At 74.2% G+C, this 20999-nt stretch carries 21 protein-coding genes; 13 read left to right on the top strand and 8 right to left on the bottom strand.

Features of this window, described 5'->3' with window-relative positions; translation table 11 throughout:
- The first annotated feature begins 88 nt into the window (after positions 1-88).
- Positions 89-538, top strand: coding sequence for a nucleoside deaminase (locus TR50_RS01855; RefSeq protein WP_042412878.1), 450 nt, complete (start codon positions 89-91; stop codon positions 536-538).
- Between the two features lie 159 nt (positions 539-697).
- On the opposite strand, the gene TR50_RS01860 is transcribed toward TR50_RS01855, so the two are convergent.
- Entirely contained in the window at positions 698-1621 is a 924-nt protein-coding gene (locus TR50_RS01860; protein WP_042412880.1) for a DUF3027 domain-containing protein, read from the bottom strand.
- Positions 1622-1842: 221 nt separating this feature from the next.
- Here TR50_RS01860 and TR50_RS01865 point away from each other — a divergent pair, with 221 nt between their 5' ends.
- From TR50_RS01865 to TR50_RS01880, 4 genes are read left to right on the top strand one after another with little or no spacing between them, the layout of a single operon-like run.
- Complete coding sequence (locus tag TR50_RS01865; protein WP_084699633.1) at positions 1843-3222, top strand: MFS transporter; 1380 nt, start codon at positions 1843-1845, stop codon at positions 3220-3222.
- Between the two features lie 26 nt (positions 3223-3248).
- On the top strand, positions 3249-3788 hold the full coding sequence (locus TR50_RS01870; protein ID WP_042412882.1) for a hypothetical protein: 540 nt from the start codon (positions 3249-3251) through the stop codon (positions 3786-3788).
- Between the two features lie 16 nt (positions 3789-3804).
- Positions 3805-4521, top strand: a complete 717-nt coding sequence (locus TR50_RS01875; RefSeq protein WP_042412883.1) for a futalosine hydrolase — start codon at positions 3805-3807, stop codon at positions 4519-4521.
- Positions 4518-5387: a 1,4-dihydroxy-6-naphtoate synthase gene (locus TR50_RS01880; RefSeq protein WP_042412885.1), complete on the top strand. Its 870-nt coding sequence runs from the start codon at positions 4518-4520 to the stop codon at positions 5385-5387. The genes TR50_RS01875 and TR50_RS01880 overlap by 4 nt, the downstream gene beginning before the upstream one ends.
- Before the next feature lie 236 nt (positions 5388-5623).
- Here the strand turns inward: TR50_RS01880 and TR50_RS49975 are convergent, their stop codons facing one another.
- Positions 5624-6007: a cold-shock protein gene (locus TR50_RS49975; protein ID WP_042412887.1), complete on the bottom strand. Its 384-nt coding sequence runs from the start codon at positions 6005-6007 to the stop codon at positions 5624-5626.
- Between the two features lie 360 nt (positions 6008-6367).
- Between TR50_RS49975 and TR50_RS01890 the strand changes: the two genes are divergently transcribed.
- Positions 6368-6622 carry a hypothetical protein gene (locus TR50_RS01890; protein ID WP_042412889.1) on the top strand — a complete coding sequence of 85 codons (255 nt, stop codon included), beginning with the start codon at positions 6368-6370 and terminating at the stop codon, positions 6620-6622.
- On the opposite strand, the gene TR50_RS01895 is transcribed toward TR50_RS01890, so the two are convergent.
- On the bottom strand, positions 6604-7236 hold the full coding sequence (locus TR50_RS01895; protein ID WP_042412891.1) for an HAD family hydrolase: 633 nt from the start codon (positions 7234-7236) through the stop codon (positions 6604-6606). The two genes, TR50_RS01890 and TR50_RS01895, sit on opposite strands and share 19 nt — an antisense overlap.
- Positions 7237-7323: 87 nt before the next feature.
- On the opposite strand from TR50_RS01895, the gene TR50_RS01900 reads away from it, so the two are divergent.
- Both TR50_RS01900 and TR50_RS01905 read left to right on the top strand, forming a co-directional pair.
- A complete protein-coding gene (locus TR50_RS01900; RefSeq protein WP_052440568.1) occupies positions 7324-8385 on the top strand; it encodes an ABC transporter substrate-binding protein in 1062 nt (353 codons plus the stop codon).
- A gap of 57 nt (positions 8386-8442) precedes the next feature.
- Positions 8443-9348 carry a class I SAM-dependent methyltransferase gene (locus tag TR50_RS01905; protein ID WP_052440571.1) on the top strand — a complete coding sequence of 302 codons (906 nt, stop codon included), beginning with the start codon at positions 8443-8445 and terminating at the stop codon, positions 9346-9348.
- Between the two features lie 174 nt (positions 9349-9522).
- Here the strand turns inward: TR50_RS01905 and TR50_RS01910 are convergent, their stop codons facing one another.
- Entirely contained in the window at positions 9523-10566 is a 1044-nt protein-coding gene (locus TR50_RS01910; protein WP_042412893.1) for a hypothetical protein, read from the bottom strand.
- A gap of 152 nt (positions 10567-10718) precedes the next feature.
- On the opposite strand from TR50_RS01910, the gene TR50_RS01915 reads away from it, so the two are divergent.
- Both TR50_RS01915 and TR50_RS01920 read left to right on the top strand, forming a co-directional pair.
- Entirely contained in the window at positions 10719-13151 is a 2433-nt protein-coding gene (locus tag TR50_RS01915) for a helicase C-terminal domain-containing protein (protein WP_042412895.1), read from the top strand.
- 131 nt (positions 13152-13282) lie between these two features.
- Positions 13283-14920, top strand: coding sequence for a DNA repair helicase XPB (locus TR50_RS01920; protein WP_042412897.1), 1638 nt, complete (start codon positions 13283-13285; stop codon positions 14918-14920).
- Positions 14921-14980: 60 nt separating this feature from the next.
- Here the strand turns inward: TR50_RS01920 and TR50_RS01925 are convergent, their stop codons facing one another.
- Positions 14981-15181, bottom strand: a complete 201-nt coding sequence (locus TR50_RS01925) for a hypothetical protein (protein ID WP_042412899.1) — start codon at positions 15179-15181, stop codon at positions 14981-14983.
- A gap of 311 nt (positions 15182-15492) precedes the next feature.
- Between TR50_RS01925 and TR50_RS01930 the strand changes: the two genes are divergently transcribed.
- The gene (locus tag TR50_RS01930) at positions 15493-17613 is read left to right on the top strand and encodes a HelD family protein (protein ID WP_042413289.1); all 2121 of its coding nucleotides are present in this window, start codon (positions 15493-15495) and stop codon (positions 17611-17613) included.
- Between the two features lie 678 nt (positions 17614-18291).
- Here TR50_RS01930 and TR50_RS01935 read toward each other — a convergent pair.
- Complete coding sequence (locus TR50_RS01935; RefSeq protein ID WP_042412901.1) at positions 18292-18999, bottom strand: copper homeostasis protein CutC; 708 nt, start codon at positions 18997-18999, stop codon at positions 18292-18294.
- A gap of 158 nt (positions 19000-19157) precedes the next feature.
- Here TR50_RS01935 and TR50_RS01940 point away from each other — a divergent pair, with 158 nt between their 5' ends.
- A complete protein-coding gene (locus TR50_RS01940) occupies positions 19158-19829 on the top strand; it encodes an HD domain-containing protein (protein ID WP_042412902.1) in 672 nt (223 codons plus the stop codon).
- 26 nt (positions 19830-19855) lie between these two features.
- Positions 19856-20320 carry a YcxB family protein gene (locus tag TR50_RS01945; RefSeq protein ID WP_042412911.1) on the top strand — a complete coding sequence of 155 codons (465 nt, stop codon included), beginning with the start codon at positions 19856-19858 and terminating at the stop codon, positions 20318-20320.
- Positions 20321-20360: 40 nt separating this feature from the next.
- Here TR50_RS01945 and TR50_RS01950 read toward each other — a convergent pair whose 3' ends face one another.
- Both TR50_RS01950 and TR50_RS01955 read right to left on the bottom strand, forming a co-directional pair.
- Positions 20361-20618 (bottom strand): DUF4031 domain-containing protein, encoded by a 258-nt coding sequence (locus tag TR50_RS01950; RefSeq protein WP_042412913.1) that lies wholly within the window; start codon positions 20616-20618, stop codon positions 20361-20363.
- On the bottom strand, positions 20615-20971 hold the full coding sequence (locus TR50_RS01955) for a DUF8819 family protein (protein ID WP_042412914.1): 357 nt from the start codon (positions 20969-20971) through the stop codon (positions 20615-20617). Before TR50_RS01955 ends, TR50_RS01950 begins: the two co-directional genes overlap by 4 nt.
- Positions 20972-20999 lie beyond the last annotated feature (28 nt).

A 20999-nucleotide genomic window follows, 5' to 3' on the forward strand; every position in this document is an offset into this window, starting at 1 on the left:
TGGCGCCATTCTCCGGGGCGGGGCCCGGAACGCGTGTCGCCGGGCCTCGGGCCGGTTCGGGCGGGGCGGGCCGAGGCATCGTAAGGGCATGCCCACTCTCGACTACCGCGCACTTCTCTCCGTCGCCGTCGACGAGGCCCGCCGCGGCCTCGCCGAGGGCGGCATCCCCATCGGCGCGGCGCTGTTCGGTCCCGACGGCGAGCTGCTGGGCGCGGGCCACAACCGCCGCGTCCAGGACGGGGACCCGTCCATGCACGCCGAGACGGCCGCGTTCCGCGCGGCCGGACGCCTGCGCGGCTACCGCGGCACCACGATGGTGACCACGCTCTCCCCCTGCTGGTACTGCTCGGGCCTGGTCCGCCAGTTCGGCATCGGCCGCGTCGTCGTCGGCGAGGCGAGGACGTTCCACGGCGGGCACGACTGGCTCTCCGAACACGGGGTCGAGATCGTCCTGCTGGACGACCAGGACTGCGTCGGGCTGATGACGGACTTCATCCGCGACCACCCGGACCTCTGGTACGAGGACATCGGCGAGTAACCGTTCAGGGGCGCGAGGCTCTGCCGATGTGCGGCTCCGCCGCGTGGGCGCGACAAGCCACCCACCCATGTGGCAGGCCGAACGCGCAGGGCCGTCCTCATGCCGGTGGTTTCTCGCGCAGTTCCCCGCGCCCCTTGAGGCTGCGCCTCCTGGAGCAGGTCAGCTGTGGCCGAGCTCCTCGGCGGGGGTGCTCTCCTCGACGGAGCCGCCGGAGCGGTCCGGGTGGAGCGGGAGGGGTTCGAGGCTGAGCTCGTCCAGGACCGGCGGGGCCGGCACCGTCGGGGCCGGCATGACCGCCGCCTCGGAGTGCGCGCCGCAGCCGTACGCCAGCGAGACGATGCGGCCGTCCGCCGGGCTGAACTCGTTCGAGCAGACGCCGAAGGCCTGGCTGAGCGAACCGCCCAGCGGGACCATGAAGCCGCACGAGACGCACGCCGCCGGCGCCGCCTGTGCCATCGGCGAGTGCGCGCCGAACTCCTTCTCCCAGCGGTCCGCCGCCAGGTTGAGGCCCAGTCGGCTCAGCACCCGGGCGCGGCCCATGCCCAGCTCGTCCGCGACGGACGCGATCTCGGCTCGCTCGCTCTCGGACGCGACCGCGACGCGGTCGCCACTCGGTTCGATGGCCACGTCCTCGCCGGCGATGCCGGAGAGACGGTCCTCCGCGAGGACCGAGTTCGGCGCGGGCTCGTCGTCACCGGAGTAGCCGGGCTCCAGGCGCAGGTCGTCCGCCTCGGTGGGGAGCAGGTCGCCGGGGCCGAGGTCGCCGGGGCGCAGGCGCTCGCTCCACGGCACCCACTCGGGCGCGATCAGCGCCTCCGGGCCGGGCAGCAGCACCGTTTCGTCGAGCGTGACCTGCTTGGCGCGCGCGGCGCGGGTCACGGTGACGGCCCAACGCCAGCCGCGGTAGGCCTTCTCGGTGGTGGCGAAGTAGTGCGTGACCACACGGTCGCCCTCGACGTCGAAGCCGAGGTGCTCGCCGACGGCGGTCGCGCCGGCCGCCGCGACGGCCGCGTGCCGTGCGAACTCCACGGCCTCGGCGCACAGGCGGTCAGGGGTACGGCTTCGCGTCGTCGCAGCACTCATCACGGACTGATTCTCTCCCAACCATCGTCGCGGCCATAACCACGGGTGAACCACGGATTCCGCACCACCGCCGGGGCGGCGGGCTGCGCGCGGTACCGGTCGGACTCCTATTCTTGCCGAACGGCCGGTCCCGTGTCCCGCGCGGACGCGGAACCCGGTGCCGAAAGTACCGCGCCGCGCACCGCGCCAAGTGCCACGCCTTCTCTTTCCCGTCGTGCACCATGGGAGATATGGCCGATGCGGGAGTGGGCAAGGCACGGCGTGCGGCGTCCTCCGTGCACCGCTTCGCCTCGGCTGCGGCGGTGCGCACCGGCAAGGTCGCCAACGCCACCGGACGGCGGATCCGGCGGGCGACATCCGCCGAGGGCGCGGGCGAGTCGGGCCTGGCCAAGCTGATCGAGCTGCACGCGGTGAACTCCGCCGGCGACATGATGATCACGGTGGCGTTGGCGTCCACCATCTTCTTCTCCGTGCCGACGCACGAGGCGCGCGGGCGCGTCGCGCTGTACCTGCTGATCACGATGGCGCCGTTCGTCCTCCTCGCACCGGTCATCGGCCCGATGCTGGACCGGATCCCGAGCGGCCGGCGCGCCGCGATGGCGGGCAGCCTGCTGGCCCGGGCTGGGCTGGCCTGGATGATGACGGGCGCCATCGCAGGAGCAAGCCTGGAGATCTACCCCCTGGCTCTGGGCGTGCTGGTCGCCTCGAAGGCGTACGGGGTGGTCCGCAGCGTCGTCGTGCCACGACTGAAACCGCCGCAGCTGCCGCTGGTGAAGGCGAACTCGAGAGTCTCGCTCGCCGGGCTGCTGTCGACCGGCGTCGCGGCGGGGGTCGGCGGGGTGCTGCACCTGATCGGCCCGGACTGGCCGCTGCGCGGCGCCTTCCTGATCTACATCGTCGGCGCCGGGCTGGCGTTCGCGCTGCCCCACACCGTGGACGTGGCCAAGGGCGAGGAGCGTGCCGTCCTGCACGCGGAGGCCACCCCGGAGGACGGCACCAAGGTCGGGCTGCGGACGGTCGGGCCCGGCGTGGTGCTGGCGCTGGGGGCGGAGAGCGCGCTGCGTGTGCTGTTCGGCTTCCTCACCTTCTTCCTCGCCTTCCTGGTGCGCGAGCATCCGCTGGCGGGCCTGCCGGCCACCGCCTCGCTGGGCCTGGTGGCCGCCGCGCTCGGCATCGGGAACACCCTCGGCACGGTCGTCGGCGCGTGGATGCGCACGAAGGGCCCTGAGACGCTCGTCACGTTGATGGTCGCACTCGCGTTCGTTTCCTCGCTGGCCGCCGCGCTCTTCTTCGGCGCCCTCACGGTCGTGCTGCTCGCCTTCGTCTCCGGCTTCGCCCAGTGCATGGGGAAGGTGGGCCTGGACGCGCTGATCCAGCGCGACGTGCCGGAGGCCGTCCGGACCTCGGCGTTCGCCCGTTCGGAGACGGTCGTCCAGCTGACCTGGGTGATCGGCGGCGGCCTCGGGATCGTGCTGCCGCTGGTCGGCGAGGTCGGCATGGCCACGGCCGCCGTGCTGATGGGGGTCGCCCTGGTGTGGACCGTCCGGACCCGGATCACCCTGCGGCCGCGGCACGCGACGGCAGCCCCCGACGTGGCGTGATCGCCGCGGGACGATAGCCTGCCACCATGAGTCTCAACCGCGGTGTCGCCGCCCTTGGAGCCGTCGCCGTCGTGGGCGCCGCGACGCTCGGTATCACGCTTCCGATCGCCGCCCACTACGCGCCCTCGGTCGCCCGGGTCTCGGTCGTGGCCGGCTCCCACTGGACGCAGGTCGCCCCCCTCGCCAACTGCTACGACGGCGGCAAGGCCCTCACCACGGCCACGCAGGCCAAGTGCAGCGCGTCGATCAAGGCCGCCCTCAGCGACGACAAGAAGATCCCGACCGCGATCGTCCCGAGCGCGAACGGCAACTTCGGCATCAACGTCGACCAGCCCGTCACCAAGAACGGCTGGGTGGCGCGCGACGGCAGCGGCTTCGTGGTCCAGCACACGACCAACGCCTACGCGGGCCCGCTGTCGATCTCCCAGGTGCTGACGACTCAGGACCCGACCACGGGTCAGACCACCACGTCCAACACCGGTCCGCTGCTGATCGTCGAGACGGACAAGGACGGCAAGAACATCTACGGCGAGTGGCTGCTCCAGCTCAAGGTCGACGGCAGCTGACCCCGCGTCCGGCCTCGTGACCTCCTCGCGGATCCTCGTGGTCACCGCCGTCGCTCCCGAAGCGGCGGCGGTGCTGCGTGGTGCGGGCGCGGCACTGCCGCACGCCGGCCAGGTCGAGCGGACGCTGCCCGGCGGATACGCCCTGACGGCCCTCGGCCCGGTGGACGTGGTGGTCGGCGGCGTCGGCCCCGCGGCGGCCGCCGCGGCCACCGCAACGGCGCTCGCGCTCGCTCCGACGGCCTACGGCCTCGTCGTCTCCGCCGGCATCGCGGGCGGCTTCGCGCCCGCCGCGCCGATCGGCTCCGCCGTCGTCGCCGAGGCGGTCGTCGCCGCGGATCTGGGCGCGGAGACGCCCGAGGGGTTCTCGGACGTCACCGAGCTGGGCTTCGGACGGGTCCGACACGCCTGCGCCTTCGTCGATCCCGTGCTCCGCCGCCTGCGCGACGCCGGGCTCCCCGCGGCCACCGGCCCCGTCCTGACGGTCTCCACCGTCACCGGCAGCGCGGAGCGCGCCGCGGAACTGCTGCGCCGTCACCCCGGCGCGGTGGCCGAGGCCATGGAGGGCTTCGGGGTCGCCGAGGCGGCGGCCGGGCACGGCGTCCCCGTGCTGGAGCTGCGCACGGTCTCCAACGCCGTCGGCCCGCGCGACCGCGCCGCCTGGCGCATCGGCGAGGCGCTGGACGCCCTGGCGGGCGTCTTCACGCGGCTGCCGTACGAGACACTGATCCGGTGACTTCTTCCAACCCGGCCCTCAGTATCGCCTTCTCCCCCTGCCCGAACGACACCTTCGTCTTCCACGCCTGGGCCGACGGCCTGGTCGCGGGGGCGGTGCCGCCCGAGGTCACCTTCGCCGACATCGACATCACCAACGGCCTGGCCGAGCGCGGCGAGCTCGACGTCCTGAAGATCTCCTACGCGCAGCTGCCGTGGGTCCTTTCCGAGTACGCCCTGCTGCCGTGCGGCGGCGCGCTGGGCCGCGGCTGCGGCCCGCTGGTCCTCACCGGCCCCGACGCCTCCCCCGAGCCCACGGCGCTGCGCGGCGCCACCGTCGCCGTCCCGAGCGAGCGCTCCACCGCCTACCTGCTGTTCCGCCTCTGGGCGGCGCAGGCCGTCCCCGGCGGCCTCGGCGAGATCGTGGTCATGCCGTTCCACGAGATCATGCCGGCGGTGCGCGACGGCAAGGTCGACGCCGGGCTCGTCATCCACGAGGCGCGGTTCACCTACCAGAACTACGGCCTGCGGTGCCTGGCCGACATGGGCGAGGCCTGGGAGTCCGCGACCGGCCTCCCGATCCCGCTCGGCGCGATCATCGCCCGGCGTTCCCTGGGCGCGGAGCGCCTCGCCGCGCTGGCGGACACCATCCGCAGCAGCGTCCGCGCGGCGTGGGCGGAGCCCGGCCTGTCCCGGGACTACGTGATGTCGCACGCCCAGGAGATGGACCCCGCGGTGGCGGACCAGCACATCGGCCTCTACGTCAACGAGTTCACCGAGGACCTGGGCGAGGCCGGGTACGCCGCGGTGCGCGGCCTGCTGAGCCGCGCCGCGGCGGCGGGCCTGACCCCGGCCGTCCCGGCCGAACTGCTGGCGTTCCCTTCCTGAAGGTCTGCTCCCGCCTCAGGTCGGCAGCACGCAAGGGGCGCGGGGAACTGCGCGACAAGCCACCGATGAGCGGATGGTCCCCAACGCGCGGGGCCATCCGCACAGGGTGGTTACTCGCGCAGTCCCCCGCGCCCCTGAGGTGGTGCAGCCACAGGTGGGAGCGCAACCTGAAGCCTGTCGCGCCCGCGCGGCGGAGCCGCACATCAGCACGGCCCCGCGCTCCTGAGGTCGTGCAGCTACACGTCCAGCTGGTCGGCGACGTGGTGGAGGAGGGTGGCGATGCGCTTGCCGACGGGCTTGTCGGGGTAGCGGCCCTTCTGGAGGCCCGGGATGATCTGCTCCAGGACCGTGGTGAGGTCCTGGACCATCGCGGCGAGCTCGTCCGGCTTCTTGCGGGCCGCCGCCGCCAGCGACGGGGCCTCGTCGAGGAGCGTCACGGTCAGGGCCTGGTCTCCCCGGTGGCCGGCGACCACGCCGAACTCGACCCGCTGGCCGGGCTTCAGCGACTCCACTCCGACAGGCAGCGCCTTGGAGTGCACGAACACGTCGCCGCCGTCGTCGCGCGAGAGGAAGCCGAAGCCCTTCTCAGTGTTGAACCACTTCACTTTGCCCGTAGGCATGGGGAGACCTCGTCGTGGGTGAGTCGTTGAGTCGGAGTGTGTCGTACGGGGGTGCGGCACCCCGCCGGTTACCGGTGGTGACCGCTGGGCGCCGCGGGCGAACTAGCGCCGGGCCATTGTTCCAGGTCGGCGCCGGAATGATCGACCGGATTGCTCCGCCGGAGGCACCTGCGCCGCTGCCGACCGACGTGTCGTCCAGATCGGGGACATGGCGCACCTCCTCATCGAACAGCCTGGTCACGCCGCAGCGGTCCCGCTGCGCGCACGCACGGTCCCCGTGCGTGACGTGCATACCCGGCCGGGGCACTCCGCTAACCACGCGCGCCCCGCGCACCTGTGCGGACCCGTTAGCGTGGAGGTGTGAACGCTGACTCCCTCTCCTGCGCGCAGGACCCGGCCGCTCCCGGCGACCGTCTGGTCCGCGTCGGGGCGATCCTCTTCGCCGTCGGCGCGGTGGCGACCATCGCCACGGTGCTGCCGCTCTTCCTCGGCCTGCACCGGCTGCCGACGCCCGCGTACTTCGTCTGCATGGTGATGCCGCTCGGCTTCGCGGTCGCGCTCGCGGGCCTGTTCCGATCGGCCCGCTCCCAGAAGCGTCAGGTCACCGCCAGGTAGTCGTCCAGCCAGGCCGGGAACGCGGTCAGGTCCGCCAGGACCACGCCCGCGCCCGCCTCGCGCAGGCGCTCCTCGTCGTAGGGACCGGTCGTGACCGCGACCGGGAAGGCGCCCGCCTCGCGCGCGCCGACGACGTCGCCCAGGTGGTCGCCGACGTAGACGCGCACGCCCTCGGCGCGCAGCGCGTCCGCCTTGCCCTCGGCGAAGACGTCGCCGTGCAGCGCGTCGACACGCATCTCCAGCGCGTCCAGGTTGAGCCGCGCGTTGGGCGTGTGCTTGCCGGTCACCACGACCGTGCGTCCGCCGGCCGCGCGCACCGCGGCGAGCGCCTCCACCGCGCCCGGCAGCGGCGTGACCCCGGCGACCCCGTACTCCCGGTAGAGCTTCCGGTACCGGTCCGCCATGGCCTGGACCTCGTCGGCGGGGAACCAGTTGGCCATCTCGACCTCGACCGGCGGTCCGAGCCGCGAGACGACGAGTTCGTTGTCGATGTCCGTGCCGGTCTCCTCGGCCAGGTACCGGTAGGCGCGGGCGATCCCGGGCCGGGAGTCGATCAGCGTCATGTCGAGGTCGAACCCGACGGCCAGCGGAGGGAGCGGCGTCAACGGCGTCATGGCCTTCACCCTAATCGGGCCCCCGGTGGGCGATACTGCGAACTGGGACGGATCGGGCGAGACGGGGACAAAGCTTCGGGAGGCCGGATGCCGGGCGCCTACTCGCGCAGGGCGCTGCTCAGGGCACTGGGCGCGCTCGGGGCCGTGGGGGCCTCCGCCTCGCTGGCCGACTGCAAGGGCGACAACGGCTTCCCTCCCGACTCCGGCTCGGCCGCCAGTCCGACGTCGGGCCCGGGGAGCGGCGGGCTGCTCGCCGCCCAGGCGTCGTCGTCGGGAGCCGGCAGCGCGTCCCCGTCGCCGCTCACCCGGACCGTGCACGCGGCGACGGGCACGGTGCAGGTCCCGGCGACGCCCCAGCGGGTCGTCGTGCTCGGCACGGCGGAGCTCGACTCCGCGCTCAGCCTCGGCTTCACCCCCGTGGGGGCGGCCCGCCCGCAGTTCGACCACGGCCTGCCGGACTACTTCCCGAGCGGCTGGCTCACCCACGTCGCCCGGGTCGGCGTCGTGGGCGCGCCGGACCTCGCCACGGTAAAGCGGCTGCGGCCCGACGTGATCCTCTCCAGCCGTTCCGTCGACGGCGCGCGCTACCAGCAGCTCTCGGCCGTCGCGCCGACCGTCCTGACCGACTCGACGGGCGCTTCGTGGAAGCAGGACTTCCAGCTCCACGCGCAGGCCCTGAACGCGCAGTCCTTCGCCGACGCGGTCACCTCCGCCTACCAGGACCACACCCGCGAGGTCACCGCCGAGCTGGGGGGCTCCGGCGCCACCCGCAGGCAGCAGATCAGCGTGGTCCGCTTCGTCCAGGGCCAGGACCCGAGCGTCGTCGCCGCCCGGAGCTACCTCGGCGTCCTGCTCGCCGACGTCCAGCTGGGCCGCCCCGCCGCGCAGAACGCGCAGACGGACGCGGTCGCCGTCGCCACGACGGACAAGCTCGACGCGATGGACGGCACCACGATCTTCTACTCCACCTACGGCGACCCGGCGAAGGCGCACACGGACGAGGTGCTGAACAGCGACGCCTGGAAGAACCTCTCGGCGGTCAAGGCGGGACGCGCCTACGCGGTCGACGACGAGCTCTGGAACCAGGGCGTCGGCTACTTCGGCGCGGACCTGATCCTGGCTCAACTGCGACGCTACTTGGGTGGGTAGCGACCGATACGTGCCAAGAGTCTTGTGATGTCCGTCACTCGGGAACACCATGGCACCATGCCGACGACAACAACGCAGGAGCAGCGGGACCACCGGTCGCAACGCGAGCGTGAGCACGCGGCCGCGGCACGCAAGGCCTTCATCGCGGAGGGCTTCGACCTGGTCGCCGACACCTACGGGACGGTCGACGGCGCGTTCTTCGAGGCGAGCGCGGCACGCCTGGTCGAACACGCCGGCGTGCGTCCCGGCGACCGCGTCCTCGACCTCGGCTGCGGCCGCGGCGCGGTGCTGTTCGCCGCGGCGACGGCCGTCGGGCCCGACGGCTACGTGGCGGGCCTCGACCTCTCCCCCGGCATGGCCCACGCCACGGCCGCGGACATCGCCCGGCGCGGCCTGCGCAACGTCACGGCCCGCGTCGGCGACGCGGAGGACCCCGGCTTCCCCTCCGGCTCCTTCGAGGCGGTGCTGGCCGGGCTGATGCTCTTCATCACCCCCGATCCGGCGGCGGTGCTGCACGCGGCCCACCACATCCTCGTCCCCGGCGGCCGCTTCGCGATGTCGGCCTTCGGCGCGTTGGCCGACCCGCGCTGGAGCCGCCCACTGGACGCGGCGCTGGCCTTCCTCGACGAGCCCGCCCCCGCGTCCTCCCCGCGCCAGGGCGCACGCGGCGGCCACCCGGCCTTCGACTCCGACGCGTCGATCGCGGACCTCTTCCACTCCTGCGGCTTCGCCGAGGTGCGGACCGTGGAGGAGACTTCGGTGCGCGTGATCGAGAGCGGCGAGGAGTGGTGGCGCTCGCAGTGGTCGTCGGGGCGGCGGATCCGGCTGGAGAGGATCCCCACGGACCGCCGCCCCGCCGCGAAGGCGGCGGCTCTGGCGGCCCTCGACGAACTCCGCGACCCCGAGGGCCTGCTGCGCAGCGAGACGCGCCTGCGCTTCACCTCAGCGGTCCGGGTGCCCTGAGGCACACGAGCCGGTTGCCGCCCCTCAGGGGCGCGAGGAACTGCGCGACGAACCCCTGACGAGCGGGTGGTCCTCAACGCACAGGGCCATCCGCACGGAGTGGTTGCTCGCGCCCTCGCGGCGGAGCCGCATATCGGCGCAGCCTCGCGCCCACGAGGTGGCGCGGCCGCTGACTCAGCGTCGGGTGATGCGCCAGGCGAGGAACGCCGCCGACAGGGCGGAGGAGCCGCGGACCCAGAAGACGTAGGCGTTGTGGGTCGCGGTGGTGACCTGCGCGCTGGTCAGGGCCGGGTGGTCCGGCGAGTGGCCGGACTTGCTGTAGAGCCAGAAGCCGCAGGCCGCGGCCATCAGGCCGGGGATCCACAGCGCGGCGACCCGGCCGACGCCGTGGCCGAACCTGCGGCCGGCGTAAGCGAGGAGCCAGCCGAGGATGGCGACGTACCACAGGCCCGTCACCGCCGCGCCGACCAGCACCAGGGTGGCGAGCGCCTCCACGAACGGGATCGGCGCGCGCGGCACCGAGGGCGCTGCACCCGCGCCTGCCGCGGCAGCGCCGCGGAGTCGTCGGAGCAGGCCGGGCTTCGGCTGCGTCGGCAGCTGCCCGACCTCGCCGCCCCCGTTCACGCCCACGCCCGCGAGCCCGGCGGGGGCGGGCGACTGCGCGGTCGGCAGACCGGTGACCGGGTCGACGACCGCCGTGCCGTCCGGGACCAGGAAGTCGCCCTCGAAGGACCCCGACCAGCCGGGTGGCTGGATCATCCGGACGCCGCCCGCGCCAGGAAAGCCGCCACCGGCGGACTCGAACGTCCACCACTGCGCGCCCGTCGCCGGCACACTGCCGGCGTCCGCGCGGACGAACTCCGCGCGGCCCTCGAGCGCCGGCGCCGGGGCCTGCCCCGGGATGGACCGGGTCGCGGCCGGGAGGGAGGTCGTGGGGACCGCCGGGCCGGACACGCCCGAGGACCCGCCGCCGGCCGCGCGGCGGACCACCTGTTCCGGTGTGCCGAGACCGGCCAGGATCTTGCGGACGGAGCCGACCTCCGCGCGCGCGGAGGACCGCGCGGAGGAGGAGGACGCGGCCCGCTGGGAGTCGATCGTCTGGCGCAGGTCGTTGACGAGGCGGACGCGCTCCGCCGCCGTCAGGCCCCCTGACTGGCCTGCGAGATCGCCCACACGGCTCAGGTAGTCGTAGACCAGCTGTTCGCTCTCGATGCCCATCGTGCTTCCGCCCTCCCCGCGACCACCGCCGGCGTCAGCTTAGGGTGCGTCGTGCGGACGTCACGGCCTTACCCGGAGAACCCCTCCCGTACTCCATCCCGCCCCCGCTCGGACAGCAGCCGCCCGGGACCGCAGCAAGTAATCTGAGTCGGATGAGCACCGGGAGAACCGAGGAGTCGCGGGACGGCGTCCGCACGCTGCCCCGCACCCTCGCCGAGGACCTGCGCGGCCGCGACGACGCCGCGCTCGCCGCGCTGCTGCGGGCGCGACCCGATCTCGTGCACCCGGTGCCCGCCGACCTGAGCCAGCTGGCGACCCGCAGTGCGACGCGCGCCAGCGTGATCCGCGCGCTCGAACGGCTGGACCGGTTCACCCTCCAGGTCGCGGAGGCGCTGGCCGTGGCCGCCGACCCGTGCACGCCGAAGGAGCTGCGCACGCTGCTGGGCGCCGACGAGGACCCGGAGGTCGACGCGGCGTTCGATCCCGCCCTGGCGACGCTGCGTGACGCGGCGCTGGCCTGGGGCGAGCCGGAGCGCCTGCGGCTGGTCCGCACCGCGCGGGACGTGCTGGCCCCGGCGGGCGGGCAGTCGGGGCCGACCGGCCTCGGTCCCCTCTACGCCGAGGCGGGCGCGGGGCTGTCCCCGGCCCGCCTCCAGGAGATGCTCGCGGACGCCGGGCTGCCCAGCACCCACGACCAGGTGAGCGCGCTGGCCGCGCTGAGCGGCCTGTTCGCCGAGCGCGAGCGGGCCGACGCGCTGCTGGCGCGGGCGCCGGAAGGCGCGCGGGGCGTGCTGTCCAAGCTGACCTGGGGGCCGCCGTTCGGCGCGTCCCCGCCGCGTGCGGTCCGGGCCGCGGACGCGCGCACCCCGGTCGAGTGGCTCCAGGCCTGCGGCCTGCTGCTGCCCGCCGGCCGGGACGCGGTGGTGCTGCCGCGCGAGGTCGCGCTGCATCTGCGCGGTGGACTGGCCCACCGTCAGGCCGAGCCGGTGGCACCGCCGGTGACGTCGACCCGGAGCGTCGATCCGGACCAGGCGGACCACGCGGCCGCCGCCCAGGCGTTCACGGCCGTGCGGACGGTGGAGGAGGCGCTGGACCTGTGGAGCACCGAGTCGCCCGCCGTGCTGCGCGCCGGCGGCCTCGGCGTCCGTGAGCTGCGCCGCACCGCGCAAGCCCTGGACCTGCCCGAGCCCGTCACCGCCTTCTGGCTCGAACTCGCCTACGGCGCGGGCCTGGTGGCGCCGGACGGCGAGGTGGAGGAGCGCTGGGCGCCCACGCCCGCCTACGACGAGTGGCTGCGCCGTCCCGTCGCGGAGCGCTGGCTGCTGCTGGCCCGCACCTGGCTCGCGGCCACGCGCGTGGCCGCGCTGGTCGGCGCGAAGGACGCCAAGGACAAGGCACTGCCCCCGCTCGGCAGCGGCCTCGACCGCGCCCTCGCCCCGGTCCTGCGCCACGACGTGCTCCGCCTGCTGGCCTCCCTGCCGCCCGGCGGCGCGCCGGACGTGGCGGCACTGACGGCGCGGATCGCCTGGCAGCACCCGCTGCGCGGCGGTGAGCTGCGCGACCAGCTGGTCGCCTGGACGGTCGCGGAGGCGGAGGACCTCGGCCTCACCGGCCGGGGCGCGCTCGCGCGCTTCGCCGTTCCACTGCTCGACGATGACGAGACGTCAGCCCTGGGGCGGATCGCCCCGCTGCTGCCCGAGCCGCTGGACCAGGTCATCCTCCAGCCCGACCTCACCGCCATCGCCCCCGGCCCGCTGCGCACCCCGCTGGCGCAGACCCTGGCCGTCGCGGCGAACGTGGAGTCCAAGGGCGGCGCGACGGTCTACCGGTTCACCCCCGACTCCGTCCGCCGCGCCCTCGACGCCGGGCGCAGCGCGGCGGAGCTGCACACCTTCCTCGCCGAGCACTCCAGCACGCCGGTGCCGCAGCCGCTGACCTACCTCATCGACGACGTGGCCCGCCGCCACGGCCGGCTGCGCGTCGGCGCGGCCTCGGCGTACCTGCGCTGCGACGACGACGCCCTGCTGGACGAGCTGCTCGCCGACCGCCGCGCCACGCAGCTGCGGCTGCGGCGGCTCGCCCCCACCGTCCTGGCCGCGCAGGCCGATCCGGCGACGGTGCTGGGCCAGCTCCGCACGATGGGCTACGCCCCCGCGGCGGAGACCGCGGAGGGCGACGTCATGATCACCCGCCCCGACGCCCGCCGCACACCCCCGCGCACGCCTCCGGCGCCCGTCCCCGACGGCCCGCCCCCCGTCACCCAGGGCCTGCTGGGCGCCGCCATCAAGGCCATCCGCGCCGGCGACCGCGCCGCCACCGTCTCCCACCGCGCCCCGGCCACGGGCCCCCTCCCCCGCACCCCGGCGGCGGAGACCCTGGCCACCCTCCAGACCGCCGTGCTGACCGGCGACGCCGTCTGGATCGGCTACGTCAACGCGGACGGCGCGGCCAGCCAACGCGTCATCGAACCGGTCCGGGTGGAGGGCGGCTTCGTCACCGCCTTCGACCAGGTCCACGAGGAGGTCCGCACCTTCTCCCTGCACCGCATCACCGGCGTCGCGGAGCTGGCGGACGACGAGGCTTAGCAGCCGGGCTCGCATCGCGGACCGGCGGAAACGGTTCGTCCTCACAAGCTGTGGCGGCATCCGCTTTCCGGTCCGCGCCGCGATGCGGGACACTGGGTGTTTGGCCATCGCCCGGACCGGAGGAGACGCACGTGCACGACGGGCCGCTGATCGTTCAGTCCGACAAGACCCTGCTGCTGGAGACGGGCCACGGCCTCGCCGACGAGTGCCGGCGCGCCATCGCGCCGTTCGCGGAGCTGGAGCGGGCGCCCGAGCACGTGCACACCTACCGGGTGACGCCGCTCGGCCTGTGGAACGCGCGGGCCGCCGGGCACGACGCCGAGCAGGTCGTGGACGCGCTGGTGCGCTTCTCGCGCTACCCCGTGCCCAACGCCCTGCTGGTCGACATCGCGGACACCATGGACCGCTACGGTCGCCTCCGGCTGAGCAAGGACCCGGTGCACGGTCTGGTGCTGACCGCCACCGACCGGCCCGTCCTCGAAGAGGTGCTGCGGTCGAAGAAGATCGCACCGCTGGTCGGCCAGCGGATCGACCCGGACACCGTCGTGGTGCACCCCTCCGAGCGGGGGCAGATCAAGCAGATGCTGCTCAAGCTCGGCTGGCCGGCCGAGGACACCGCCGGCTACGTCGACGGCGAGGCGCACCCGATCGAGCTGGCGCAGGACGGCTGGAAGCTGCGCGCGTACCAGGAGCAGGCCGCCGAGGGCTTCTGGCACGGCGGCTCCGGCGTCGTCGTGCTGCCCTGCGGGGCCGGCAAGACGCTGGTCGGCGCGGCCGCGATGGCCAAGGCCAAGGCGACCACGCTGATCCTGGTCACCAACACCGTCTCGGCCCGCCAGTGGAAGCACGAGCTGGTCAAGCGCACCTCCCTCACCGAGGACGAGATCGGCGAGTACAGCGGCGCGCGCAAGGAGATCCGCCCGGTCACGATCGCGACCTACCAGGTGATGACGACCAAGCGGAAGGGCGTCTACCCGCACCTGGAGCTGTTCGACTCCCGTGACTGGGGGCTGATCGTCTACGACGAGGTGCACCTGCTGCCCGCGCCCGTCTTCAAGTTCACCGCCGACCTCCAGGCGCGCCGCCGCCTCGGCCTGACCGCGACGCTGGTGCGCGAGGACGGGCGCGAGGGCGACGTCTTCTCGCTCATCGGGCCCAAGCGCTTCGACGCGCCGTGGAAGGAGATCGAGGCGCAGGGCTACATCGCGCCCGCCGACTGCTGCGAGGTGCGGGTCACGCTCACCGACACCGAGCGGCTCGCCTACGCGACGGCGGAGCCGGAGGAGCGGTACCGGTTCTGCGCCACGACGGCGACCAAGCGCCGCGTCACCCAGGCGCTCGTCGAGAAGCACCGGGGCACGCCCACGCTCGTCATCGGTCAGTACATCGACCAGCTCGACGAGCTGGGCGAGGCGCTGGACGCGCCGGTGATCAAGGGCGAGACGACGAACGCGCAGCGCGAGAGGCTGTTCGACGCCTTCCGGGAGGGCGAGATCAGCGTGCTGGTGGTGTCCAAGGTCGCCAACTTCTCCATCGACCTGCCCGAGGCGACGGTGGCGATCCAGGTCTCCGGGACCTTCGGCTCACGTCAGGAGGAGGCCCAGCGGCTGGGCCGGGTGCTGCGTCCCAAGGCGGACGGGCACATGGCGCACTTCTACTCGGTCGTGGCCCGGGACACCATCGACCAGGACTTCGCCGCGCACCGGCAGCGGTTCCTGGCCGAACAGGGCTACGCCTACCGGATCGTGGACGCGGACGACGTGCTGTGATCCGCCCGCGGGTCAGCTGGCGGGTGAGTCCGCGGGTCAGTCCGCGGGTCAGTCCGCGGGTCAGTCCTTCTTGAGCAGATCCTCGGGAAGGCCGTCGTGGCCGAGGACGACGACGGAGAAGGCCGTGGCGGCCAGGATGCCGACGCCGCGCGCGCAGGCCGCGACCGGGTTGCGCGGGCGGCGCGCCACCTTGGTGGCACCACGGGCGACGACGTGGGGATCCGGGGTCCGGGGGCGGGGGTCGATGTGTGCGGTAGCCATGTCTCCACGCTAGGTTTCCCGGCCCGCGAAATCGTCAGCCCAATGGCCCATTCCACCGGGCCTTCGAGCTCATCCCGCAGGGGGACTGGGCCTCGTCCGCGCCTCAGGGTTACCCCTGATATCCCCTGAATAAAGGATTCGCTCACCAGTCGTTCGCGGGTATAGGGTGTCCGGTCTGCCGCCTCCCCGGGGACGCACGTGGGGAGGCGCCACCCGGACGGTAACCGGGTGGCTCTCAAATTCCATCGCAGACTTTTGAGACCGCTGCGCGCCGGACACCCCCGGTGTTCCGCAGCCGGGAAGGCTCCTCCGTGCCTGCGCACAGCCCCACCGCTACAGACCCGCTCAACCGCGAGCGCGCCCACCTCGCCTCCTCCCGCGCCGCGCTGCGCGCCATGCGCGAGGACGTCGAGGCGCTCGACATCAAGGACGTGACCGGCAACTGGGTCAACGCCGCGATCCTGGCCCGCGAGATCGACGACCGGATCAAGGCACTGGCCGACCTCGCCGACACCCCGCTCTTCTTCGGCCGACTCGACTTCCTGCACGCCCCGGGCGCGGAGCTGGCGGAGGGCGGGGACGGCGAACGCTTCTACATCGGCCGGCGCCACGTCCACGACGCCGACGGCGACCCGATGGTCATCGACTGGCGCGCGCCCGTCTCCCAGTCCTTCTACCGGGCCAGCAAGAAGGACCCGATGGACATCGGGCTGCGCCGCCGCTTCGGCTACACCGGCGGCGAGTTGACCGCCTACGAGGACGAGCGCCTCACCGACCCCGAGGAGCAGACCGGCACGAGCGCGCTGCTCGCGGCGGAGATCGAGCGTCCGCGCGTCGGCCCGATGCGCGACATCGTCGCGACGATCCAGCCCGAGCAGGACGAGATCGTCCGTGCCGACGTGCACGGCACGGTCTGCGTCCAGGGGGCTCCCGGGACCGGGAAGACCGCCGTCGGCCTGCACCGTGTCGCCTACCTGCTCTACGCCCACCGCGACCGGCTCGCCCGCACCGGCACGCTCGTGATCGGGCCGAACCGCTCCTTCCTCCACTACATCGAGCAGGTCCTGCCCGCGCTGGGCGAGTTGGACGTCGCCCAGGCCACCGTCGAGGAACTGGTCGCCCACGTCCCGCTGCGCGGCACGGACACCGCGGAGACGGCCCGGCTCAAGGGCGACGCGCGGATGGCGGAGGTGCTGCGCCGGGCCGTCCGCTCGGGCATCACCCTGCCGACGGAGGGCTGCGTCGTGGTCCGCGGCTCGCGGCGCTGGCGCGTCGCCTCCTACGAACTGGAGGAGATCGTCCGCGAGCTGATGGCCCGTGACATCCGCTACGGCGCGGCCCAGGCCGCGCTCCCGCAGCGGATCGCGCACGCCGTGCTGGTGAAGATGGAGCAGGGGGGCGAGGCGCCCGACGACCGCGTGCAGGACGCCGTCGCCCGCAACCCTGCCGTGAAGGCGACCGCGAAGGCGCTGTGGCCGCCGGTCGACCCGGCCAGGCTGGTGCAGCGCCTGCTCTCCGACGCCGAGTTCCTCGCCCACTGCGCGGAGGGCCTGCTGACCCCGGAGGAGCAGGCCGCGGTGCTCTGGCCCAAGCCCGGCCGGAGCGTGAAGACGGCTCCGTGGACGCCCGCGGACGCGGTCCTGGTCGACGAGGCGCGGGACCTGGTGGAGCGGACGTCCTCGCTCGGCCATGTCGTCCTCGACGAGGCGCAGGACCTCTCCCCCATGCAGTACCGCGCGGTGGGCCGCCGCTGCACGACGGGCTCGGCGACGGTGCTGGGCGACATCGCGCAGGGCACGACCCCGTGGTCCACCGACTCCTGGGACACCGCCCTGCACCACCTGGGCAAGCCCGGTTCCCGGGTGGAGGAGCTGACGACGGGCTTCCGCGTCCCCGGCGAGGTCATCGACTACGCCTCCCGGCTGCTCCCGGCGATCGCCCCCGGGCTCGCACCCGCCACGTCGATCCGCACCGCGGCCGACACGCTGACGATCCGTCGGGTGGACGGCTCCGCCGCGCCGGAGGACGCGGACGCGCTGGACGCGGCCTCCGCGCTCGCCCCGGCGACCCCGCCGGCCCTGACCGACGCCGTCGTGGCGGCGGCGAGGGCAGCGCTGCGGCACGAGGGCAGCATCGGCCTGATCGCGGCCGACGCCCGGATCCCGGTCCTCGGCGCGGCGCTGACGGCAGCGGGGCTGCCGTATCTGGACCCGGGCACGGAGACGAACGCGGAGAGCAGGCTGACGCTGGTCCCGGCCTCGCTCGCCAAGGGTCTGGAGTACGACTACGTGGTCCTCGACGAGCCGGCGGCCATCGTCGACGGCGAGGCGGACCTCCGCACGGGCCTGCGCCGCCTCTACGTCTGCCTCACCCGCGCCGTCTCCGGCCTGAACGTCCTCCACACCCGGCCCCTGCCGGAGGCCCTGGGGTAGCCCCAGGACGCGCCGGGACTCCGCCGAGGTGGCGGCGCCCCCCAACGGCGACGCCGGGGCTCCGACCCAAGTCCGGAGGAAGCCCCGGCCGAAGGCCGGCCTCATGGCCCCCGGCCGGGCATACGGCGCCGGGCCCGTCCCGCCGCAAACCCGGCTCGACGCCCCAGGCCGCAAGCCGGGACCGAGCATCCCCCGGCCGGACGCCGGACTCACGGCCCCCAACCGGGCATCCGGCGCCGGGCACGTCCCGCCGCAAACCCGGCTCGACGCCTCCGGCCGCAAGCCCAGGACGGACCAGCGCCGGCCGGACACCGGGCCAATGGCCCCCGGCCGCAAGCCCGGGACGAGGCATCCCCCGCCGGAGGTCGGACTCATGGCCCTCAACCGGGCACGCGGAGCCGGGCACGTCCGGCCGCAAACCCGGCTCGACGCCCCAGGCCGCAAGCCGGGACGGGGCGTCCCCCAGCCGGAGGCCGGACTCACGGCCCTCAACCGGGCATCCGGCGCCGGGCGCGTCCCGCCGCAAACCCGGCTCGACGCCTCCGGCGGCAAGCCCGGGACGGCGCAGCGCCAGCCGGACGCCCGGCGCATGGCTCCCGACCGCAAGCCGGGACGGGGCGTCCCCCGGTCGGAGGCTGAGCCCTGGGGAGCGCCCCGCAGGCCGGCGGGCCCGGAGGGCTACGCGGGGACGGGTTCCGCGTCGAGGAGGCGGCGCCACTGCTGGACCAGGCCCGCGTCCAGCGGGCCGCCCCAGCCCGCGCCGCTGCGGACCATCGTGCCGACGTGGAAGCCGTCGATGCCGGCCGCGCGCAGGCGCGGGATGTGCTCGGTCTTGAGGCCGCCGCCCACGAGGATCCTCGGGCCGTAGCCCGGGGCGCCCGCGCGGGCCGCCTCCTCGGCGAGGACGTCCATGCCGCAGGCCACGCCCGCGCTGCTGCCGGCGGTCAGGACGGTGTCCAGGCCGGGCAGGCCGTCGATCGCGGCGCGGACGTCCGCACGGGAGGCCGCGTTGTCCAGCGCGCGGTGGAAGGTCCACCGGCAGCCGGGGATGGCGGCCAGCAGGGTCCGCACGGACGCCAGGTCGAGCTCGCCCCCGGGGGTGAGGAAGCCGAGGACGAACTCCTCCGCTCCCTCCGCGCGCAGCGCCTGCGCCTTCGCGCAGAGCGCGTCGAGGTCGCGGACGACGAAGCCGTCCCCGTCGCGCAGCATGACCCGGAGCGGGACGTGCACCGCAGCCCTGATCCGGACGAACTCGGCGAGGTCGGGCGTGAGCCCGTCGGCCGCCATCTCGCCGGCGAGTTCCAGGCGGTCGGCCCCTCCCGCCGCGGCCGCGACGGCGTCCTCCGCGGACGTCGCGATGACCTCGAAGATCGCCCGATCGCTCATGTGCAGCCTCTCTGCTCCGCCTCGACAACGGCCCAACAGGTCCAACAGGTCTAGTCCAATGTAGACACCCTAGCCGTTGGCGCGACGCGGGGACAGCGACGGCGCGGCATACGACGCATCGCCAGCGAACAGGGCGGCGTCCGTACCACAATGTGTCTATGCCCGAGTCGTCGTCGCATCCCGACCAGAACCTCGCCGAGGGTCTGCTCACCCGCTGGACCGCCCTCTTCGCCGCACCGGAGGCGGAGCCCTACGGCGCGCAGCTGCTGCGGCGCTGGTCGGAGCCGCAACGCAAGTACCACACCCTGCGCCACCTGGCGGCCACGCTGCAGGTGGTCGACCGGCTCGCCGGCCACGCCGACGACGCCGACCTGGTGCGCCTCGCCGCCTGGTTCCACGACGCGATCTACGCCCCCGACCGCAGCGAGAACGAGGAACGCAGCGCGCGGCTGGCCGAGAAGGTCCTGCCGGAGCTGGGCGTCTCGGACGAGGCGATCGCCGAGGTGGCCCGCCTGGTGCGGCTGACGGCCACGCACGACCCCGCCCCCGGCGACCGCAACGGCGAGGTGCTGTGCGACGCCGACCTGGCCATCCTCGGGGCTCCCCCGCAGGTCTACGCCGGCTACACGGCGGCGGTCCGCGCCGAGTACGCGTTCGTCCCGGAGGAGGACTTCCGCACGGGCCGGGCCGCGATCCTGGAGCAGTTGCTCGCCAAGAAGCCCTCCCTGTACCGGACCCAGCCCGCCCAGGCCACCTTCGGACCGCGCGCGGAGGCGAACCTCCGTTCCGAGCTTGCACGTTTGCGCGATAAGGTGCCGCCCGTCACGTGAGTCCCTTGGGTCGCCGGGTGGGGTGCATGGATATCGAGGTCGAGTTCGAGTACCAGCGCGGCGAGGCACGCCGCTACTGGCTGCGCCAGCAGGGCGTCTACGCCCTGGCCGCGCTGCTGGTGGGGCTCACCTCGGTGGTGGTCGCGGCGCTCCCGGGCGCGGCCCACCCGGCGCGCGGGACGCTCGCCCTGGTCGGCCTCCTCTGCCTGGCCTGGACCGTCTACGGGATCCGCTACGCCCTGCGGAACCTGCCCCGCCCGGGCTCGACGACCAGCCTGCGCTTCACCGACGTCGGCCTGTCCATGCGCGACCAGTTCCAGTCCACGCAGATCCGCTGGCCCGCGGTCCGCCGGGTGCAGCTGCGACGCGGCTGGCTCCTGCTCGAGGGCACCCAGACGGTCCGCAACCGGGCCATCCCGGCCCGCGCCCTCAGCGAGGTGCAGTTGGAGGAGCTGCAGGGCTGGCTGACCGCGCAGAAGCTGATGCGGTAGCAGCCCACCGCTCCTGCCGGTGCCTCCTACCCGGTACCTCCTACCGGTGCTTGGGCCGCCGCAGGCCGGCGGCCGAGAGCCGGGCGACGATCTCCCGACTGCGCACGGGCACCGCGCCGAGTTCGACCGCCTGCGCGTACAGGCGCTCCGGCACGTCGTAGTGGTCCCGCTCGAAGCCGCGCTCGGGCACGCCCAGCAGGCGCGCGAACGCGTGCAGCTCGTCGTAGGAGGCGTCGGACACCAGGTGCGACCAGAGCCGTCCGTGGCCCGGCCACGTCGGGGGGTCGATGAGGATCACGGTGCGAGCTCGCCGACGGCCGCGACGACGCGTCCCTCCTTGCCGCAGACCCAGTGCGGGTCCGGCCCCAGCTCGGGCTCGACGGCGAGGGCGTGCGGATCCCCGTCGGCGGCGCAGTCCTGGCAGAGGGGCCAGCGGCCCCAGCCCTCCAGCAGCGCGTCCTGCACGTCCTGCGCGATGAGGCCCAGCAGGTACTCCACGCCGTCCGGCCACTGCTCGACCCACCACCGCCGCTGTGCGACGGCGTCCTCCAGCACCGAGACGATCGCGGCGTCCGCGACGTCCCGCGCGGTCAGATCCCGCAGCAGCGCGCTCCGCGCACCGTGCAGGGCGGTCTCCAGTGCGTTCTCCATCCGCCCAGTCTCTCGCAGACCCCAGGGG

It is taken from the genome of Streptacidiphilus anmyonensis, from assembly GCF_000787855.1.
GTDB lineage: Bacteria > Actinomycetota > Actinomycetes > Streptomycetales > Streptomycetaceae > Streptacidiphilus > Streptacidiphilus anmyonensis.